The 18,963-nt window shown below is 58.1% G+C and carries 17 protein-coding genes and 1 pseudogene; 7 read left to right on the plus strand and 11 right to left on the minus strand.

Annotated features, from left to right (window positions below; translation table 11 throughout):
• The first annotated feature begins 183 nt into the window (after nucleotides 1-183).
• The 5 genes from CU102_RS19405 to CU102_RS19425 all read left to right on the plus strand — a co-directional run bounded on the left by CU102_RS19405 (nucleotide 184) and on the right by CU102_RS19425 (nucleotide 3,462).
• Nucleotides 184-972: a universal stress protein gene (locus CU102_RS19405; protein WP_106712758.1), complete on the plus strand. Its 789-nt coding sequence runs from the start codon at nucleotides 184-186 to the stop codon at nucleotides 970-972.
• Nucleotides 973-1,614: 642 nt separating this feature from the next.
• Nucleotides 1,615-2,085, plus strand: a complete 471-nt coding sequence (locus CU102_RS19410) for a hypothetical protein (RefSeq protein ID WP_106712759.1) — start codon at nucleotides 1,615-1,617, stop codon at nucleotides 2,083-2,085.
• A complete protein-coding gene (locus CU102_RS19415) occupies nucleotides 2,082-2,381 on the plus strand; it encodes a type II toxin-antitoxin system RelE/ParE family toxin (RefSeq protein WP_106712760.1) in 300 nt (99 codons plus the stop codon). The genes CU102_RS19410 and CU102_RS19415 overlap by 4 nt, the downstream gene beginning before the upstream one ends.
• A gap of 120 nt (nucleotides 2,382-2,501) precedes the next feature.
• On the plus strand, nucleotides 2,502-2,939 hold the full coding sequence (locus tag CU102_RS19420) for a hypothetical protein (protein WP_106712860.1): 438 nt from the start codon (nucleotides 2,502-2,504) through the stop codon (nucleotides 2,937-2,939).
• Between the two features lie 286 nt (nucleotides 2,940-3,225).
• Nucleotides 3,226-3,462, plus strand: a complete 237-nt coding sequence (locus tag CU102_RS19425) for a hypothetical protein (protein WP_106712761.1) — start codon at nucleotides 3,226-3,228, stop codon at nucleotides 3,460-3,462.
• 1,346 nt (nucleotides 3,463-4,808) lie between these two features.
• On the opposite strand, the gene CU102_RS19440 is transcribed toward CU102_RS19425, so the two are convergent.
• Nucleotides 4,809-5,738: a LysR substrate-binding domain-containing protein gene (locus tag CU102_RS19440; RefSeq protein WP_106712764.1), complete on the minus strand. Its 930-nt coding sequence runs from the start codon at nucleotides 5,736-5,738 to the stop codon at nucleotides 4,809-4,811.
• 344 nt (nucleotides 5,739-6,082) lie between these two features.
• Between CU102_RS19440 and katG the strand changes: the two genes are divergently transcribed.
• Nucleotides 6,083-8,278, plus strand: coding sequence for a catalase/peroxidase HPI (gene katG / locus CU102_RS19445; RefSeq protein ID WP_106712765.1), 2,196 nt, complete (start codon nucleotides 6,083-6,085; stop codon nucleotides 8,276-8,278).
• 646 nt (nucleotides 8,279-8,924) lie between these two features.
• Here katG and CU102_RS19450 read toward each other — a convergent pair.
• The 8 genes and pseudogenes from CU102_RS19450 to CU102_RS19485 form a co-directional block, all read right to left on the minus strand.
• Nucleotides 8,925-9,242 carry a hypothetical protein gene (locus tag CU102_RS19450; RefSeq protein WP_106712766.1) on the minus strand — a complete coding sequence of 106 codons (318 nt, stop codon included), beginning with the start codon at nucleotides 9,240-9,242 and terminating at the stop codon, nucleotides 8,925-8,927.
• Nucleotides 9,243-9,576: 334 nt separating this feature from the next.
• Nucleotides 9,577-9,792, minus strand: a pseudogene (locus CU102_RS19455) (DDE-type integrase/transposase/recombinase); the annotation flags it as partial.
• A gap of 508 nt (nucleotides 9,793-10,300) precedes the next feature.
• Nucleotides 10,301-11,317 (minus strand): ScyD/ScyE family protein, encoded by a 1,017-nt coding sequence (locus tag CU102_RS19460; protein WP_106712767.1) that lies wholly within the window; start codon nucleotides 11,315-11,317, stop codon nucleotides 10,301-10,303.
• Entirely contained in the window at nucleotides 11,293-12,033 is a 741-nt protein-coding gene (locus tag CU102_RS19465) for a formylglycine-generating enzyme family protein (protein WP_106712768.1), read from the minus strand. The genes CU102_RS19460 and CU102_RS19465 overlap by 25 nt, the downstream gene beginning before the upstream one ends.
• A 19-nt stretch (nucleotides 12,034-12,052) precedes the next feature.
• Entirely contained in the window at nucleotides 12,053-13,114 is a 1,062-nt protein-coding gene (locus CU102_RS19470; RefSeq protein ID WP_106712769.1) for an ABC transporter ATP-binding protein, read from the minus strand.
• A 5-nt stretch (nucleotides 13,115-13,119) separates the two neighbouring features.
• A complete protein-coding gene (locus tag CU102_RS19475) occupies nucleotides 13,120-13,989 on the minus strand; it encodes a carbohydrate ABC transporter permease (protein WP_106712770.1) in 870 nt (289 codons plus the stop codon).
• A 2-nt stretch (nucleotides 13,990-13,991) separates the two neighbouring features.
• Complete coding sequence (locus CU102_RS19480; protein ID WP_106712771.1) at nucleotides 13,992-14,915, minus strand: carbohydrate ABC transporter permease; 924 nt, start codon at nucleotides 14,913-14,915, stop codon at nucleotides 13,992-13,994.
• Between the two features lie 123 nt (nucleotides 14,916-15,038).
• On the minus strand, nucleotides 15,039-16,298 hold the full coding sequence (locus CU102_RS19485; protein WP_106712772.1) for an ABC transporter substrate-binding protein: 1,260 nt from the start codon (nucleotides 16,296-16,298) through the stop codon (nucleotides 15,039-15,041).
• A gap of 639 nt (nucleotides 16,299-16,937) precedes the next feature.
• Here CU102_RS19485 and CU102_RS19490 point away from each other — a divergent pair.
• On the plus strand, nucleotides 16,938-17,138 hold the full coding sequence (locus tag CU102_RS19490) for a PIN domain-containing protein (protein ID WP_208113889.1): 201 nt from the start codon (nucleotides 16,938-16,940) through the stop codon (nucleotides 17,136-17,138).
• Between the two features lie 32 nt (nucleotides 17,139-17,170).
• Here CU102_RS19490 and CU102_RS29460 read toward each other — a convergent pair whose 3' ends face one another.
• Together CU102_RS29460 and CU102_RS19495 are read right to left on the minus strand one after the other, a co-directional pair.
• Complete coding sequence (locus tag CU102_RS29460) at nucleotides 17,171-17,425, minus strand: hypothetical protein (protein ID WP_133624692.1); 255 nt, start codon at nucleotides 17,423-17,425, stop codon at nucleotides 17,171-17,173.
• Between the two features lie 74 nt (nucleotides 17,426-17,499).
• On the minus strand, nucleotides 17,500-18,933 hold the full coding sequence (locus tag CU102_RS19495; protein WP_106712773.1) for a DUF1254 domain-containing protein: 1,434 nt from the start codon (nucleotides 18,931-18,933) through the stop codon (nucleotides 17,500-17,502).
• Nucleotides 18,934-18,963: the final 30 nt, after the last annotated feature.

An 18,963-nucleotide genomic window follows, 5' to 3' on the forward strand; every position in this document is an offset into this window, starting at 1 on the left:
TGCATCAGAATCGCTGGCGTGAACGCGTAAAAGCGTAGGGAACCATGATGCGCATTCGGCGTTAAAATATATGGTAGTTACGCTACACCCTAGCCGCCTTTGTCGGCCATTGCGCCCCTACGCAGCGGCGTTTTTCGCGCGCCTTTGAAGGGTCCTTCGCGCCGTTATTTAGCGGAGGTTACTATGTCATATAAGGATATCATCGTCTACCTGGACGCCAGCGACCTGAACGAGCCGAGGGTCGGGACTGCGATCAAAATAGCTGCGCAACACAACGCGAAGCTGACCGGCGTCGACATCAGCACAGCCGCAGCTTTCGAAGGCGAAAGGCGCGAACGGGCGCAAGCTATCCAGGGCACGTTTGAGAAGATGGTTCGGACAGCGGGGCTGGAAGCTGACTGCCGGGTGGCGGGTTCTTCAGCCAAGACTGCCCAGGAACTCTGCTCGCTCTCGCATTGCGCGGATCTCATCGTTGCAAGCCAACCCCATCCTGACAGCGCTCATCTCGCCGCCGCGGCCGTTCCCAAAGACGTGCTGCTTGCGTCGGGCGTCCCGATGCTCATCCTCCCGACCGGGTGGGAAGCCGAGGATCATATCGGGCGGCGCATCCTCTTGGCATGGAATTTCAGCCGCGAATCGACACGCGCTCTCCATGACTCTATGCCGATGCTCGCCAAGGCCGAGAGTGTCGTGCTGTTCGTCTTCGACGCGAGCTTCGATCCACACCGTTCCGACGTGCTGGACGTTGTGGCTCATCTCGAACGACATGGGATCAAAGTGACGGTTGATGGTTGGCGCGGGACCGGAGAGGTCGACACGATCAGCGCGATGTTTGCAAGTCTGGATCGCGAGGAAGCCGACTTGATCGTCGCCGGAGCCTACGGGCATTCGCCTCTGTCGGAATCCCTGTTTGGAGGAGTCTCCGAACAGCTACTCCATAACGTCTCGATGCCGGTAGTAATGTCCCATTGATCCGAAATTACGGGAAGACCGAATTCGTAATGGCCATGCGAGTGGATAGGTACTGCACTGCCCGGGCTTTGCATCGTTAATAACGATTGCAATTTCAATGTTTTAGAGATTTTTCCGGTAGGTCATCTTGCGTGCTTATAGAGCGGCTTCCTGTGAATTTTTCAAATTGCAGTCCTTTGTGGGAAGAAAACGCCCGCCCGAGGCGGATGCCGCTCGGTCATGCGTGTCGCTTCCGCCGGCAATGTCTGCGCGCTTCTCAAAGACCCTGATCCAGCCTACTCTGTGCCTACCGGTTGGCAAATGGAGTCGATGATCCGGGAAATGACGGCCAAAGACCCAAAAGAACTCACCTGGCCAACACATAGCGGGATAACAGGAGGTAACAATGGATCTCAAGGACAGACGCCTCTGGTACGGCGTAGCCGTGATCGTGGTATTGATCGTGATTGCCTATGCGGCTGGTTGGTTTGGTGGGCCGCCGACACCAGTGCCACCGCAGTGACAACGCTCGTCACGCCCCGTTAGACCTTATGATTTGGAACAGCTCTTGTCGCCGCCCCTACAATGCTGATGGTCTTGCAATCTATAATTATTCGCATATCCTATTAATAATAATTTGATCCGCAAGGAGGTGCTACCCTCATGACTGCCGAAACAATCGACCACACCACACTATCCCGGCTCGTGGAGGCTGGCGCCGTGCGCGGGGCGCATGTCGTCGGCCAGGCGGGTGGATGGGCCGTCACCGTAAAATACGGCATGGCAGAGCGGTCGCTCGCTGCGCAGCGGAGCCGACAAGTCCGCCTGTTCAAACGCATGGAAACGCTTGTGTCCTATCTCAAGGCTGTGGGAATCTCCCACTTCGACGTGGATGCGGCGGATTACACGCCGGAAGGGGGCAAGGATCATTCCCGACCGGATCGGGCCGAGGCGCTGCGCCGTGTACACGAAGCCGCCGCCCATGACAAGTGGTTCCGCCAACAGGTCGGGGAAGCCATACGCGAGGCAGATGACCCGAGCACAGTTTGGGTTAGCAATGACGACGCCAACAAGGGGTGGGCGAAGAAGCGGGCAGCGCTTGCCGCACGGATCGCGGCCGGAGATAAGGCTTGATTGTTGCTTGGCTCCCGCGAGCACTCGCAGATCGGGACGCGCAACTTGACTATATCGCAGCCGACAATGTGAGCGCCGCCATCGAGCAAGGCGACAGGATCCAGCACCAGGTCAACTTGTTGGCCGATCATCCGGCGATGGGAAGGGTGGGACGAAAGCGCGGTACCCGTGAGCTGGTAATCTCCCGAACACCGTTCGTTATCGTCTACCGGGCGCCCCGGAGCACGCAACGAGTCGAGATTCTGCGTGTCCTGCACGGTGCACAGCAATGGCCACCCAAGCCCCTCAAATTGTAAGATGCCTTGACTGCGGTGATGCCCATTGTGCTTGCCCAGTTTTTTCTATCGGCAACTGGATGAAGCTGGAACATTTTGCATCACAGTTGGTTGATGTCGCATCATCTACAGGAGGCCAAAATGAAACACCATGCACTCGAGCAGTTGCAGATCGTCGCCGAGGTCAGTCAGGACCACCCGCGCCAGATCATGTCGCGCAATGAACGTCTTGAACGATGGGCGGAGCTCCTCGACCGGGATCCTGGCCGGCGCCTCTCGACGCTGCACCAGACCGAGTATCAGCCGATCAGGGAGCGCACGGCCATGCGCAACGACGGCTCGCCGATCTCGGTCGCTTTCGAGGACCCAGTCTTCCGCGCAGCCGGGCTGGAAAACGACAGTTACGGCGAAGCGAAGCGGTTTTTCGAACTGACTGATCATCAATTGCACCGGGTCATCTGCTATTGCCATTTCGGAGAAACGGTGAACGCTGCGACGGCCGCCTATCACATCCGTAAGGCGCTTACCGGTAAACAACGAGGTGTGTTTGCCCGGTTACACGAGATGTTCGCCGGATAACGAAGGCAAAGTTTCGCGGGGTCAGCGTTGAAGCGGCTCGTCCGGGTTCGTCGAACCGCGGTGACGAAGTTTTGCTGCAAATAAGCCAGACCAGTTCCGGACCTCGTCGCTCGCTGGTGCCATGCCGACGCAATGGATGGTGCCGCCACACAATTTTGTTCAAACCCGGGCAACGTGCGTGCCAGCAAGGTTAGCGTTTAGGTGCCGCCGATATCCCACGTCTTTCGATCCGCACGTCGCCGGAACGAAAGCGGATGCAATCCGTTACCTCGTGAAAGGAGCTACGATGGTATTAGCGACGCTGGTCGGTGCACTGCTCGTTACCTGCGGGCTTTTGTATATGGCAGGAGCCGCCATCTATCGTGGCAGGTTGACCGAATCCCGTTCGTCTCCCCGTGAGCCGGCCGGTCTCACGCTCGAACCCCGCCATCGCAGTCTACGCTTCCTTGGTTTGAAAGCCAATTGGCCGGGACTTTTGATTGCGGCGATCGGTGCGCTGATGCTGTTGTTTCCACTAGTGTAGCGACCCTCGGCTATGGCGTGCCTTGGGCCGCGGGAATTTGAGGGTCTCGTAGTTCGCGTTTTCGCCGACCCGGCGAGCCAGTCACCTCATAGGCTTAGCGAGAAATCGCTGAGCCTTTTTGCTTTTCTGACGGCTAGACATTGCCTACTTCCACACTCCAACATGCTTAGGCGGTTCCCGCACCTCATCGGGATTCGGCAAGGGTATCTCATCCGGTAACTGAATTGGCGGTGGCTCCGCTACTGGCGGAATTGGTCCAGGCTCCGGGTTGGGGACAGGCGGATCGCCAGGCAGTGGCGGGTTCGGTTCTGGCTCCGGGCCAGGTATCGGATCACCCATATCTTTCTCCTCATGGTGAGATCCAAACTACTGAATGCCACGATTGTTCCGCTGGCTCAGCACCACAGTCCTTGCATGGCGGGCGGACGGTCCCAAAATTGGAATCGAACGGATTTCTGAAACGGTTCGCTATTCCCCGCGGACAAGCGTAGACTTTGCTCTTGCCGGGCAATGCAAATAGTGGCCGCTGGGCGCTTGAGAGATGGAAGGTGCTCCCGCCAACGGTGGAAGAGGAGCCGCCATGATACACAATCACATTTCTGACAGATCCACTTACGGCGAAGAAGATTGGCATATCATCGAGCGTGCGCACATCAAGGCATGCGAACTTCTTGGACAGCCGCCCGCGACATACGAACACGCTGACCGTCTGGCCCGCACCATTATGAGGCTATTCGATCAAGGCTCACGCGACTTTCAGATTCTTGCCGCAATAGCCGCCCATCACGAAAACGTATTGAACCGTCGGTCATCCGAGTATCATTGACTGATATAAGGAACGTCATGCCTGAGAGACTTGACCACATGCTAGAGTATCCCAATTGCGGGACGATCTAGCTGGATATCCCGCGGAACGTTAAGGGTGACAGCCAGACAGCAATAACTGTTCGGTTGAAAATGCCGATAATATGTGTCTTGGCGCGGTTCTGATTGGATCCTGAAGGTCCACAGTCTCACAAGTAGCTGCCGGGGCCCGTTTGATGAATGTGCGGTTCCATTGGAGCCATTATGCGATTTTCGAAGCACCGAACGGGAAGGCCTTGCCGCTCCAGCACTCCTGATGCCACCAAAGGATGGCTCAGATGATATCGTCCGGGAACTTGAACGCTTCAGATTCACACCTTGGCAAATTCCGGAACATTTGGCGCAAAAATCTTCAGGTGGCGACCTTATCTTGCAGACTTAAGCAACACCGGAATCGACCCGATGCGGCCACTAGGGACCGAATCAACAAACAACGGTTTAAGCGGATCGCTGATATCAAAGACACCTGCGAAATTGGTCGGCTAACTGCTCAACGACGATATTGGATTGTGCTGCTCGCGCAACGCGTCGGCTGACTGACGAACTACTTCAGCAATCTGCAAGAGCTGTTTGGCAATGGGGCTTTTCTTGCGCCAAATCATGCCAATTGTCCGTGAGGGTTGGGGACTGTTGAAGCGGGCGACGGATACTGACGCCGAGCGTGTCTCCACCGCCACAGCCATCTCCGGGATCAAGGTGACGCCGATGCCGGCACTGACCATTTGGACCAGTGTAGACAGAGAGCTACCATCCAGCAACTCCCGTGGTCGTGCCGAATGCATATTGCAGAAAGACAGAGCCTGATCGCGGAAACAATGCCCCTCTTCCAACAGAAGCAGCCTCATTTCGCGCAGCGTTTCGCGATTGGGTACCGGCATTCCCTCATCCTGCCCTGGCCGGACCAACACAAAATTCTCCGCAAACAGCACTACCTCCGTCAACGAAGGTTCGGACACCGGCAGTGCAACAATCGCCGCGTCAAGCCGACCGTCCGCCAGTTCCTGGATCAGCTTCTGCGTCAGCGTCTCGCGCACGTGAACGTCAAGGCCGTCATGCATGCGGGCAAGGTTTCCGATTATTGTAGGCAGCAGGTAGGGCGCAATCGTCGGGATCACTCCTATCCGCAGCCGGCCCACCAGCCGGTCCCGTGAGGCGCGCGCCAAGTCGCCCAGTTCATCTACCGAACGCAGAATGTCGCGGACGCGCAGGGCAAACTCTTCTCCGAAGTTGGTCAACCGGACCTGCCGCGCGCCTCTTTCGAAGAGCTCTGTGCCCAGCGCTTCTTCTAATTCCTTGATCTGCACAGAGATAGCAGGCTGAGAGATCGCACAGGCATCCGCCGCGCGTCCGAAGTGGTTATGTCGTGCCAATGCCTCAAAATAGCGAAGTTGCCTTAGCGTCAGGTTGTTCATAACGGCATCTTATCCCTGCAATCAGTTAATCCAACTTAAATTAATCAAGCCACTCTGGTATACGATTGGAAAAGGAGATCAGGAGCGGCCGATATCACAACCGCCTTGCGTCGTGGGCACTGGCGGTTCGCAGCTTGCCGATGTCCAGATTATCCAGATGGCTGGCGCGCTCGGGCATCTTTTGCTTCAGGAGACTTGTTCAAGGCAAGCTCAAAGCAGTAGGACATCCCAACTATTTTGGCACGTGGTCATCGCGCTGGCCATGGAACGGACTGTCATCAAGGACATTCATTGTCCTTGTTTAAGGAGCAGTTCAGATAACGTAGCAATGATCGGAGAGAAAGATGGACACAAAGACTGATAACCAGAGCGCGGGAAAGTGCCCAGTCGTGCACGCAACAATGGCCAGGGCCAACCGGGATTGGTGGCCGAACCAGTTGAATCTCCAGATTCTCCACCAGCATTCCACACTATCCAATCCGATGGGCGAAGCGTTCGACTACGCAAAGGAATTTAAGAGCCTCGACCTGAATGCCGTGATCAAGGACCTGCATGCCTTGATGACGGAATCACAGGAGTGGTGGCCGGCGGACTTTGGCCACTATGGGCCGCTGTTCATCCGGATGGCATGGCACAGCGCAGGCACGTACCGCGTCGGCGACGGTCGCGGTGGCGCCGGAGCCGGCCAGCAGCGTTTTGCGCCGCTGAACAGTTGGCCGGACAACGTGAATCTCGACAAGGCGCGCCGGCTGCTGTGGCCGATCAAGCAGAAATACGGCCGGAAGATCTCCTGGGCCGACCTTATGATTCTCACGGGCAACGTTGCCCTCGAGTCGATGGGCTTCAAAACGTTCGGTTTCGGCGGCGGGCGTGAGGATGTCTGGGAGCCCGAACAAGACATCTACTGGGGTTCCGAAGGCAAGTGGCTGGCGGACGAACGCTACAGCGGCGACCGTGATCTCGAAAATCCTCTCGCCGCCGTGCAGATGGGCCTGATCTACGTCAATCCGGAAGGCCCGAACGGCAACCCGGATCCGATCGCCGCGGCGCGGGACATTCGCGAGACCTTCGCGCGCATGGCAATGAACGACGAGGAGACAGTTGCGCTCATCGCAGGCGGACACACCTTCGGCAAGACACACGGCGCCGGCGATGCGGCACTGGTGGGCCCAGAGCCGGAAGCCGCCAGCATCGAAGAGCAGGGCCTGGGCTGGACGAGCAAATTTCGCACCGGCAAAGGCGGCGACGCGATCGGCAGCGGCCTTGAAGTCATCTGGACCACGACGCCAACGAAGTGGAGCAACAACTTCTTCGCCAACCTGTTCGGCCATGAATGGGAACTGACCAGGAGTCCGGCCGGTGCGTATCAGTGGACACCGAAGCAGGGTGCGGGCACCGATACAGTGCCGGATGCGCACGACCCGTCAAAGCGTCACGCGCCATCCATGCTGACCACGGACCTCTCCCTGCGGTTTGACCCTGCTTACGAAAAGATCTCCCGGCGCTTCTTCGAGAATCCGGATCAGTTCGCAGATGCTTTTGCCCGGGCGTGGTACAAGCTGACGCACCGCGACATGGGCCCGATCGTGCGTTATCTCGGCCCGCTGGTTCCGAAGGAGGAGCTGCCATGGCAAGACCCGATCCCGGCAGTCGATCATGAACTGATCGGGGAGCAGGATATTGCCGCTCTGAAGGCGAAAATCCTCGCCTCTGGCCTGTCCGTTGCACAGCTGGCCTCGACAGCTTGGGCGTCGGCGGCGACGTTCCGCGGCTCCGACAAGCGCGGTGGCGCGAATGGGGCGCGCATCCGCCTCTCACCACAGAAGGATTGGGAGGTCAACCAGCCAGCCCAGCTGGCAAACGTCCTTCAGAAACTCGAAGCGATCCAAACGGAGTTCAACGCTTCGCAGTCCGGCGACAAGAAAGTCTCGGTTGCCGACTTGATCATTCTCGGTGGCAGCGCCGCAATCGAGAACGCCGCGAAGGACGCCGGGCACGACGTGAAGGTGCCGTTTACGCCGGGCCGCATGGACGCGTTGCAGGAGCAGACTGACGTCGACTCCTTCGCGCCGCTCGAACCGACGGCTGACGGTTTCCGCAACTATCTCCCCAGCAGGCAGCGCCTATCGCCTGAGGAGCAGTTGGTGGATCGGGCGCAATTGCTGACACTGACGGCACCCGAAATGACGGTCCTCGTCGGCGGACTGCGCGTCCTGGGCGCAAATGTCAGTCAGTCCACGCACGGCGTCTTCACCAAACGGTCCGAGACACTAACGAACGACTTCTTTGTCAACCTGCTCAACATGAGCACAGAGTGGAAAGCGGTATCGGATGCCAAGGACGTGTTCGAAGGTCGCGACCGGGCGACAGGCGAACTCAAGTGGACCGGCACGCGCGTAGACCTCATTTTCGGTTCGCACTCCCAGTTGCGCGCCCTCGCGGAAGTCTATGCGGGCGCGGACTCGAACGAGAAGTTCGTGAAAGACTTCGTGGCGGCGTGGACCAAGGTGATGAACCTGGACCGCTTCGATCCTGCCTGATCTCGGCGCAAAGCTGCTGGAGCAAGGCTGCGTCAGAGCGTCGGGCCTGGGGCGGATTGCATTGATGCCTGCAGTTGTTTAGGACGCCGGCAGATTGAGACACAAGAAACCACGGCGGCGTTTCAAAGCGAATTGGAACGCCGCCTTGAAGCAGGGTTCAAATGACCAAGCCGGTAGCGTCGTTCGTGCTAGTTGCAGTTGATGTCGCCGCCTAAGAAGCGCCATTGTGAAGGCGGCAGATTGATACTTCTGGTATAGACAGATCCGTTGGCATTGGGCGCGACGGTGGCCGGCCAATGAGTTGGTGTGGTCAATACTCGCCGGCCATTTTGCCGAGGCAGCAAATGAGGCGCTGTTACCCCACTCCGTTTTCCGCGCCGCTGTGAGTTCGCAACGCATTCCCGCTGATCCATATCAAGCCAGGGTATCGGCAGTCAGCTCAGGAAGATAAACTACCCTCCAGCCGCTGCAATGCGGGTTTTTTCCGGCCGCTCGCTTAGGGTTTTCCTTCCTGCCCACGTCCGGAACTCTGCTATTGTTGGCCCTGATGGAAAGGGAGGACACCCTATGGAAACCGCCGTGGCAACTTTTCCTGCCTGCACCCGCTCACGCCTTGACGATCTTGCCGTTGGACTCGCGATAACTGTCACGTATCTACCCCCGCAATGTCAGGCTTTTGCTCCCAGGAATCGCCTGCCGCAAGAATGCAACTCTTGCCGGAGGCATCTGTGATGACGAGGGTCCAGGTGGCTCCTTGGGGAGAAAGAAAAAGCTCGAGGATTGCCTTATCTCCAACCAGGCCGTAGGCCCCTTGAAGTTCCTGGAACTCGTCCTTTAGATACTCGACAATCTGGGCGTGCTTGGCGCAGACGATAACCTGCGCGCCGGCAGCCGTGCTGCTCGCGGCAATCGATGCTGCCGCAAACACGGTTATGATGGTTCTGTGCATGTGAATGCGCTTCATAACGCACCTCCTTGGCCGAGTCCGATCCGGCAACCGGGGCGCGTCGTTGAGCTCAGTATACCGGAAGGATGACAGCTTGTTTTTTTGTACGCACCGTCTCGCTCCTTTCCGCGTTTCGCTTCCTGTCCATGGACCAGCAAGAGCGCTGAATCCACTTACATATATGACGTGGGGATGCTTCATCCGGACTTCAAGAGAAAGGGCCTCTGCATGGACTGCCGCGACGCCTTTTATACAAATATTCCGTTTGATATTACTTCGTCGCCGGGATGATGAATTAACGTTCCGTCGCAAATTTTCCCCTGGGTACAGGGAACAGAGCGATGTGCGATTGTCATGCAGCCAGGATGGTGAATTGCTCTTCGATGGACGGACTGGGATTGCAGGCATACCTTGCCTGACGCCTGCGCGTTATGTGGATCATCGCGATGCCTGCAAGGATAATGGACGCTGTTGCTTCAGACTTGAATCAGAGCATTGATCGCACACGACGCTTGATGCGCCGATGACCTTGCTCGATCCGGTTGCTGAGATATTTACTTGAGCTGATGCTGATGAGCCTGGTCCTGCTGCCGTCTGGTTCGCCGGATGATAGTTGAAGCGGGTGCCTCGCTCGTTGAGCTGCCGTGGACTGTAGTGTTCTGCGACGGAACGTATATGAGTACTTAGTGCATGCGGGCTCGGGAAAGGCCTTGCTGTCGAAAATACACAAAAAATGAACTCCCTTGGGGCCGTCAGGGTGTATTCTACTGGAGCCAACCGCAACGACGGCACCTCCTCCACGAGCCCGGACCAGCGGTCAGGCCTTATGGGAGAAGCCGCCGCAGGCCACGTCACCTACCCAGCGACAGGCTTTCTGCACTTCTCCCACTTTTTTGGGCAGACGGCCACCCCATCCATCGAACCATTTCGGTGGAAGGATTCCAAACATTGGTTAGTTGGGGTAGCGTCGCGGTGTATTCTGATCCCCTGACTGCCTATTGCCCCAGAGCCCACAAAGCGCTGCCTGTGACGTGTGTCACTTAGGGGACGGGCCCGCCGTCCAAAGCGGTGACATGCTACTTTGCGTTAGACGGCTTTGGCTCACGGGTCAGAAAATGCAGATTGCCGCCCAGCTCGGAAACAACGAGCCGGCGCTCGTCCCAGACGAGGACAGAGACGGGACGTGTCAGACTGTCGAGAATGATATCCCGGTGGCCAGTCGTCTTGTCGAGCCGGAGCAAACGACCGCTGCCTTTTTGGAAACCTTGCTTCTGATCGAAGGTGCCGTGTTCGAGGACCAGCATCCCACCATCGTTATCGAAGGCGATGCCGACGGGGGCGTTCAGGCCCTCGACTTCAAGCTGCGGTGTTGTCGTGCCACCGGCTTCGGGGATCGATATGACCTTTCCGGCGCCCGCCAGGAAGGGAAAGCCGCCGAACAGGGCGACATGAAGGCGTCCGCCGCGAAGGGCGATGCCGGTCGGAACCGCGTCGACTTCGTAGCTCTTTCCTTCCGCGAACTCCGTAGGCGAAAGGCTCCGCATTGCCGTCGCCGTCTCCCGGCGGAAGCTAATAATCGTGTCTTTTCGGCCGTCCGCTTTCACGCGTTCGACGCTGTTTCGTGCGGCATCGATCACGTAGTAAAATCCGTCCGCCGCGATAAAGTCGAACGGATTCCAGAAATCGCTGCTGATGACACGGACCTCATCAGCGCCGTCGAGCGCGACGAGGGCATGGTCAAGCGGACCGGCATCGGAGCCTGCCGGCGTCCATCCCTGCGCGACAACGTGGATGTCGCCGGCACGGACGACGCGGTAGGGACCCGTAGGGTCGCCCATCACGTCGACGCCATGGGGAAAGGCCGGGCCGAATGCGGCAAGTTTGCCGTCCGAGCCGCGCCGATAGAGCCGGCCACTGGCGAGATCGGTGACGAGTAGCGCCTCGCCGTCGCGCGACAGGCCAGAGAAAGCGGCGCCCGGCACACTGACCATCTCAAGCCTGTAGCCGGACGCAGCCGTCGGCTCGGCGCCTGCTTCGACTGTCAGGAACAAAAGACCAGCTGCGATCATCAGGGCGGCGCGAAGCGGATGCATCGGAAGCCTCCATTGGCTGAAAAACGGAATTCTGGATCATAGGCGAGGCGGTAGGTTGTCGTGAGGTGGGCGGGGTCGCTATTCCAGGAGCCGCCGCGCAGCACGCGGTATCGTCGGTCGCTTTTCGCGCCGAGCCCGCCTTCATAGGGCGCGTAGACATCACGCGTCCACTCCCAGACATTGCCAACGAGATTGAGGACGCCCTCGCGGCTCGCGCCGTTGGCAAAGGAATCTGCCGGCGCGGTCATGAAATAGCCGTCGCTCACGTCACCGGAACAACAGGCATCGGCGCCGAAATTTGCGCGTGTGGTGTCCGGCGGAGCCGCGCCCCATGGAAACGCGCCACCGTCCGTTCCCCGCGCCGCCCGCTCATATTGCTGCTCCGACGGTAGATCTAGTCCGTGGTAACGGCAAAAGGCATCGGCATCGCCCCAACTCACCCCTACGACCGGCCGGTCGTCCAATCCCAGCATCGGGTGGTTGGCGTAGAAGGCCGTTCGGTGGCCGGTCCCATGGACGAAGCGTCGATATTGCACGTTCGTGATCTCGGTGCGATTGATTCCGAATGCGCTGCCCTCCAGCACGCGGCGCGGTCGTTCGTTGTCGGGGCCGTCGTCGCGACCGAAGACAAACGCTCCAGCGATAATTTCGATCAGGGGATTGCCGGCGATGGGGCCGCTCTCGGCCATCGCCGAGCCTGATGTCACGGCGATCATAATGGCTGCTGCCCATATGTCAGAAGTCGACGCGATATTGAGTCTCCCCATCAAACAGAAACACGCGATCCGTCGTGACCTTGACACCGATCTGCTGATCGATCTGACCGGCGAAATTCTTGTCGGCACGCACGGTCATGAGCTGACCGCCGAGCCGCACGCTGACGAACGTGCTCTCACCGGTGAGCTCCACCGAATAGATCGGCGCGACCAGATTGACGCCGGCACCGTCGACCCTCGCCACATGGACGTCCTCCGGACGGACGCCGAGGACGGCCCGCGAGACGTTTGCCTGTCCGAGCCCCCCCACCCTGAAGCTGTCGCTGGCGAAAACGCCATTCGTCACCTCTCCCGGAATCAGGTTCATCGGCGGCGAGCCGATAAATCCGGCGACGAACAGGGTGCGCGGATTGTTGTAGATTTCCTTTGGTGTTCCAAGCTGCTCGATCACACCCTTGTTCATCACGGCCACGCGGTGGGCGAGCGTCATCGCCTCGATCTGATCGTGGGTGACGTAGATCGTGGTGATCTGAAGGTCATGCTGAAGGTGCTTCAACTCCGCGCGCATCTGGGTGCGAAGCTTGGCGTCGAGATTGGACAGCGGCTCATCCATGAGAAAGACACGCGGCGTGCGGACGATGGCACGGGCGAGAGCTACGCGCTGGCGCTGGCCGCCGGAGAGTTCCTTCGGAAGACGCGACAGCATCGAGTCCAGTTCCACGCGCCGCGCAACCTCGGCTATTTGCCGCTTGCGTTCAGCGGGCGGAACTTTGCGGATCTTCAGCGGGTAGCCGATATTGTCTTCGACGGTGAGGTGGGGATACAGCGCATAGGACTGGAAGACCATCGCGACATCGCGATATTTGGGCAGGACACCGTTGATGCGGTCTGCGTCGATATAGATGTCACCCGAAGTGGCCTCCTCCAGCCCGGCAACCATGCGCATGGTCGTTGTCTTACCGCAGCCGGAGGGTCCGAGCAGAACGAGAAACTCCTTGTCCATGACCTCGAGGTTGAAGTTGGCCACGGCGACAAACTCGCCGAACTTCTTGCTGACGTTCTTGAATCTGACGGACGCCATGGATTTCAACCTTTGACGGCACCCAGAGAGAGTCCCCGGACAAGGTGCTTCTGGACGATGAAGGCGAAGATGACGATCGGTACGCAAGCCATGAAACCCGCCGCACTGATTTCACCCCAATAGGTCTTGTACTGCGTCACCCGCCCGGCAATGCCAATCGGCAGGGTTTGCGACTGCTCGGTCAGCGTGATGATGAGCGAAAGCAGGAACTCGTTCCACGAGATGATCAGGCAGAAAATGGCTGTTGCCGCGAGGCCGGGCCGGGCTAAAGGCAACGCAACGTGCAAAAACGCCCCCCACCGTGTGTCGCCGTCGACTATCGCTGCCTCCTCCAGCTCGACCGGAAGATCCTGAAAGTAACTTTTCATCATCCAGGTCGCGAAGGGCAGGTTGAAGGCTGTGTAGGCGATGATGAGAGCCGACTTCGTGTTGAGCATGTCAAAATAGTTGAAGAACAGGTAGAGCGGAATGATGCTGACGATCGGCGGCATCATGCGCGTCGACAGGATCCAGAACGATATCTGCTTACGCCATTGCCACGGATAGCTGAACCGCGCCAAGGCATAGCCGGCCATGGTGCCGAAGCCTACGGAAACGACAGTCGTTCCCATGGCAACCAGGAAGCTGTTTAGAGCGTAGCGCAGGAACGGACGCTGGATGAACGCTTCGTCATAGTGCTTCAGCGTTGGGTGCCGGGGCAGCCATTCCGGCGGCACGGCGAAGATGTCGATATCAAACTTGAACGAGTTCGCCGCGATCCAATAAACCGGGAAAAGTGTGACTACGAGCGCGACGAGGATCGTCAGATAGGCTGACAGACGGACGAACAGCTCCCTGCTGCGCTTGTGGGTGGGCATGGTTGTTACCGTCGCCATGTTCACTCCGCCAGCCGCATACGTTTCATGAACCAGGTGCTTAGAATGATTGTCGCGAAGAGAACAAACAGCGAAATCGCTGCGGCATAACCCGTATCGGCAAAGCGGTAGGCAACCTGATAGACATAGAGGCTCAATACCTTGGTCCGGTCAGCTGGACCCCCGCCCGTCAAGATGAAGACGAGGTCGAAAAGACGCAACGCATCCATCACGCGCAACAGCAGGGCAATGGCGATAACCGGTTTGAGGAATGGCAGCGTCAGGTCCCAGAACTGCCGCCAGGACGAGGCGCCGTCGAGCGCGGCCGCTTCATAGGGCTCGACGGGTAGGCTGGCCAGGCCTGCCAGCATCAGCAGGAATATGAAGGGTGTCCATTGCCAGACATCGGCGACTATGATCGAGAACATCGCTAGGTTCGCGTCGCCTGCCCATGCCTGCAACGGGAGGCCAAGACGGAACATGATTTCATTCAGGACGCCGAACTGAGGTTCGTAGATAATCTTCCATGTGATCGCGACGGCGATCGGCGGCAGCATCATCGGAATCATCAGGACCGTCTTCAGGAACGTCAGCCGGCGGATATACTTGTCGAGGAGGAGTGCCAGGCCAAGACCGAGAAGAAACTCGGCCGTCACTGCCAAAACCGTAAATATTATGGTGTTCCGGAGCGCGACATGGAATTGTCCGTCAGAAAGAAGCCGCGCGAAATTGCCGGAGCCGACGAACTCCCAGGGCAAATCAGGGTTCGGGCTGATCTTGTGAACCGCCGCATAGAACATGTAGACACTGGGAAAGATCGTCAGCGTCAGCAGTATGAGTACTGTCGGCGCAAGCATGAGAATGCGCAAATGGCGCTCCACCCACCGCTCCAGACCGCGACCCGTTCGAAGCTGCGCCATCAAAGTGCCGTTGTCGGCCTTCAGCATTGGTGTCTCCCTAGAGCCCTGTCCTGGCACGCCTGAAGTGCCGGGTTCCATGGCACCGAAGGCCATTGCCGGCGCCGTGGCGGGAGCGGGATCCGAAAGCCCCGCTCCGAATCGACCCATTTACTACTTAAGGCCTGTAATCTGTTCGACCGCCGCCTGTGCGTTCTTCAGGGCCTCTTCCGGTGTGATCGTGCCAGCCACGGCCTTGGAAAGCTCTATGCCGAAGGCATTTTCAATCTCCGGCCACTTCGGGTGACGCGGACGGGGGGTCGAGGCCTGGATCGCTGCCATCAATACTGGATAGTGTCGGAACTTTTCCTGCGACGTCAGTTCCGGGTCGCTAAAGACCGAGGTCCGGACAGGCGGATTGCCGCGCTCGGCGGAAATCTTGATTTGCTCGGGCGACGTCGCCCAGAGCATAAAGTCGAAGGCTTCCTGCTTGTTTTTCGAAGCCGACATGATGCCCATAGTCCAGTGGCCAATTTCCGAGCTGCCGGGCTTCGTGCCAGCCGGAATGGTAGTGTAGGAGATCTTGCCGACCATCTTCGATTGGCTCGGATCTTCAAAAGTCGCTACCCAGTTCGGCCAGTTAATCGATGAAGCCGCCGTACCGGCGGCGAGAGCCGTGCCAACCTCATTGGCATTATAACTCTCTACCCCCTTAGGCGAGACATCGCGTAGCGCTATGAATGTCTTCATAGCAGCTGCGCCTTCCGGCGTGTCGATCGTTACCTTGGTCCGGTCGGCATTGAAAAGATCGGCGCCATAGGACCAGAAGATGGGCATGAAATCAGCAACCACCGGGTTACCCTGACCGCCGCGGAAAACGTACCCGAAATAGCGGCCGCCGCCGCTTTCAGTCAAGGTCTTGCCCACCTTCAGCACGTCATCCCAAGTCTGCGGGGCATCAATACCGGCTTCCTTGTACTTGGCGGCGTCATAGAAGAACATCTGCGCATTCCCCACATAGGGCAGGCATACATAGGGTCCCGTGTTGTAGGGGTTGCGACAGACCGCCAACGACTTCGAAAGGAAATCGTTGTCGGGTCCTTCGATTCCGGCCTTCTTGAAGTAAGCCGTCAGATCTTCCAGATGCCCGTTCTCGGCGAAGAACGGAATCCATGGGTCGTCCATGAGGATGATATCGAAGACACCGGACTTGGTGGAACCGGCATTTGCACCCTGTTCGAAAACATTTGCATAAGGCGCCTGGACGATCTCGACCTTGCTGCCCTTCACCTTCGAGTAATCGGCGGCGGCGGCCCTAAGACCGTCGCCTTCGCTGCTCGACGGTACGAGGATTGTAATGTCGGCCCATGCGGCTCCAGTGATCGCAAGTGTGGACGCCGCAATTGCCAAGCTGAGAAGAAGTTTGCGAACCATCGTTTCCTCCCTTTCTGGATTGCTGATTAAGCGCTCCTTCCCGGGGGACTCTGGCCTCGGCCCGCCTCCGGACCTCGTCATCCCGACCGGCTTCCGGACGGGGCGGTTATTAGTTGCTCGTTCCTCTTAGGATCTTGATTACGCTCTCCTTTTTGGCACTTGTCAAGCAGTAGCCCAAGCTCAGGACCTAGCCATTATCGATCCGTTTAAATGAGTTCCATCGCGTGGCGATGGCATTAACTCGCAATATTATCAATGGGATATATCATCAGAACGATTATGACATATGTACCGGGAATCTTGCCCTGCGCTTATATGGCGATTAGCGCCTTACTGTCTGTGGAGGTGGACCTTGTTCTGTGTCTCCACCTTTTGGTTCTCCCGCTCTTGTGTTCAGAACCCGGCCACCCTAGTGCCGAAATTCTACGACTTTAGCCGTACCGAAGGGCGTTGGTGCATCGATCCTTTGTCAACGGTTTGGCGATAGGAAAGCGAGATCGCAATCAGCTTGATCCGTGCCATGCCCTACAAACACAACTCTGCGCGCCGTCACCATATCCGGAAGATGAAATTTAGAGTGCTAAGAAGGGTTCTCCCGCTTTATCGGAACGAATTGAAGCCATTCTTCACGAAATTCCAGTGCTGCAGCTCGAAGCCCCTATCGATGGTGAATACAGCGGCATACGCGCCGAACTGGAAGCCGCGGGCCAACCCAAAGGCGGTAATGATCTTCTTATTGCCGCGCACGCTTACACTCTCGGAAACACAATCATCACGGCAAATGTTCGTGAGTTTGGCAGAGTGACGGGGCTAAAGGTTGAAAACTGGCTCGAACAATAACCCGCTGAGTGCGGTGCGGTCCACTTGAGACATCATGCGATTTTCGAAGCACAGATCGAGAACATCAGGAGGGCTCGGGTGAAGTCGAGCCTGTCGTAAACCCTTTTTGGCGGTTTGGGCGGTCGGCACACCATCCTGGCATTCCAGCACGTCGTCCGGCGTCTGCGAGGTCGCTGGCGCGCCAAGAGACCGAACGGTCTCTTCACCACCTGCGCAACGGCAGCGACGGAGGGTAGCACAAGGGCAGCGATCGCCGTAGCGCCGGCCAATCTCAGGTAGCGCCTCATGGCTTTTCATCCTTGTCGCCGTCCGGGTCGCGCGGCACCTCATCCGGCGCCGCGCATCAGTGTGGTCGGGATAGTTACTGCGCCACATTGATACCGGGCGGCTGCCACGTCCCTTCGCCCGGCGGCAGGATCGAAGGCGGCGTAGGCTTCGGCCAATATAGGCGCATCACGAGATAGATTTTGTCGTCCGGCGCCGGAAGCCAATTTGCTTCCTTATCCGCACCGGGACTGTCTTTTTGGATGTACAGCGTCAGCGAGCCGTCCGCCTCCTTTTTCATCGCCGGCAACATCGGAGAGTTGATGAGGTAGCGATTGATCGGATTCTTGACCAAGAACTGGCTCTTGCCGTCGTACATCGTAACGGACCAAAACGCATTCACTGGCGGCAACTGGCCGGGTGCGAAGGTGATGGTGTACTTGTGCTTGCTGCCGTCGAGCGGCGCACCGGTCGCGTCCGTTCGGGTATAGGGGTACATGGCTTCTACGGCATCGTTGCCCAAGAGACCGCCCTTTGCAGCCCCGGCCCGCATCACCCAATCGCCGTTATAGAAGGCCTCGTCGCCAAAGAACGAGCCGACGTTCCAGCCGTTGATGTTTTTGTTTCCGCTGGCCAGCCATTTGTCGACCTTGTCGTCACCCTGCTTCATGGCCACCAGGATTTCGGCTTTATGTTCGAGCGATAGATCCTCGAACTCGAAGGTCTTGCCGGGACCGATGCCAATCTTAGCAAGTTTCGCCCGAATCGCCTTGTCCCTTGACGTCTCAGGGACGAATTGCAGGGCTGCGTCGAGATATTGGAAGAAGTTATCCTTGATCCCGGCAGTGGTGGCAGGAAGGAACTCGATCTTGGGCGCGGCAGGCGGAGCGGGACGTTTAAGGAAGGCAGAAAGCGGCTGCGCATTGTAGCCGGCCTGAATTTTCTCGACGTTTGGCATGTCGCCGGGGTTAAAGAGTTGAGTGCGGATAAGCGCGAGCGTAAACGGCGTCGTCGATTGGAAGACCTTCTTGACCCCGGCGGGTGTTTCACCTTTCCAATCGGGGCCGACTACCAGATAGTCGCCTGGCTCGGTCCCCGTGGCGCGCGTGCCGATATAGCCAAAATTGTAGGTATTGCCGTCGATCAACTGAACCGAGTAGTAGCGGTCCTTTTCGACCATCGGCACCGAGATAACCATCGGTTCAGCGCGCAAATCTAGCCAGATGAACGAGTAGGGAGTGTCGCTGTTCGGCGTAATGACTGCCGTATCCTCGGGGGTGGCGACATGGTGCTGATTGTTGATTTCGTTGAACGGTGCCTTGAACTGCCCCGAGTTCTTGTCAACGGCGAACTCTTGCATAACCGCATAATTCATCACGAGCGGTAAGCCGTAGATGAAGCCTTCTTCGGCGATGTCCTTGGCCTCGATGATGCCAGGGTAGCTCTGCGCCATCAGGAGGCTTGGTCTCGCAATCGCGGCGCCAGCGGCGATCGCCGCGGCGGAGCGAAGTAGATCGCGCTTCGTCAACATTTGCCGTACTCCTTTATTATTCGATGAGTT

Origin of the sequence: Phyllobacterium brassicacearum, from assembly GCF_003010955.1 — a bacterium.
Lineage (GTDB): Bacteria > Pseudomonadota > Alphaproteobacteria > Rhizobiales > Rhizobiaceae > Phyllobacterium > Phyllobacterium brassicacearum.

Bases quoted from the DNA above. Each gene is read 5' to 3' on its own strand.
- CU102_RS19405 (WP_106712758.1), top strand. From the start codon at position 184: ATGTCATATAAGGATATCATCGTCTACCTGGACGCCAGCGACCTGAAC.
- CU102_RS19410 (WP_106712759.1), top strand. From the start codon at position 1,615: ATGACTGCCGAAACAATCGACCACACCACACTATCCCGGCTCGTGGAG.
- CU102_RS19420 (WP_106712860.1), top strand. From the start codon at position 2,502: ATGAAACACCATGCACTCGAGCAGTTGCAGATCGTCGCCGAGGTCAGT.
- CU102_RS19425 (WP_106712761.1), top strand. From the start codon at position 3,226: ATGGTATTAGCGACGCTGGTCGGTGCACTGCTCGTTACCTGCGGGCTT.
- CU102_RS19440 (WP_106712764.1), bottom strand. From the start codon at position 5,738: ATGAACAACCTGACGCTAAGGCAACTTCGCTATTTTGAGGCATTGGCA.
- katG (WP_106712765.1), top strand. From the start codon at position 6,083: ATGGACACAAAGACTGATAACCAGAGCGCGGGAAAGTGCCCAGTCGTG.
- CU102_RS19450 (WP_106712766.1), bottom strand. From the start codon at position 9,242: ATGAAGCGCATTCACATGCACAGAACCATCATAACCGTGTTTGCGGCA.
- CU102_RS19460 (WP_106712767.1), bottom strand. From the start codon at position 11,317: ATGCATCCGCTTCGCGCCGCCCTGATGATCGCAGCTGGTCTTTTGTTC.
- CU102_RS19465 (WP_106712768.1), bottom strand. From the start codon at position 12,033: ATGATCGCCGTGACATCAGGCTCGGCGATGGCCGAGAGCGGCCCCATC.
- CU102_RS19470 (WP_106712769.1), bottom strand. From the start codon at position 13,114: ATGGCGTCCGTCAGATTCAAGAACGTCAGCAAGAAGTTCGGCGAGTTT.
- CU102_RS19475 (WP_106712770.1), bottom strand. From the start codon at position 13,989: ATGGCGACGGTAACAACCATGCCCACCCACAAGCGCAGCAGGGAGCTG.
- CU102_RS19480 (WP_106712771.1), bottom strand. From the start codon at position 14,915: ATGCTGAAGGCCGACAACGGCACTTTGATGGCGCAGCTTCGAACGGGT.
- CU102_RS19485 (WP_106712772.1), bottom strand. From the start codon at position 16,298: ATGGTTCGCAAACTTCTTCTCAGCTTGGCAATTGCGGCGTCCACACTT.
- CU102_RS29460 (WP_133624692.1), bottom strand. From the start codon at position 17,425: ATGAGGCGCTACCTGAGATTGGCCGGCGCTACGGCGATCGCTGCCCTT.
- CU102_RS19495 (WP_106712773.1), bottom strand. From the start codon at position 18,933: ATGTTGACGAAGCGCGATCTACTTCGCTCCGCCGCGGCGATCGCCGCT.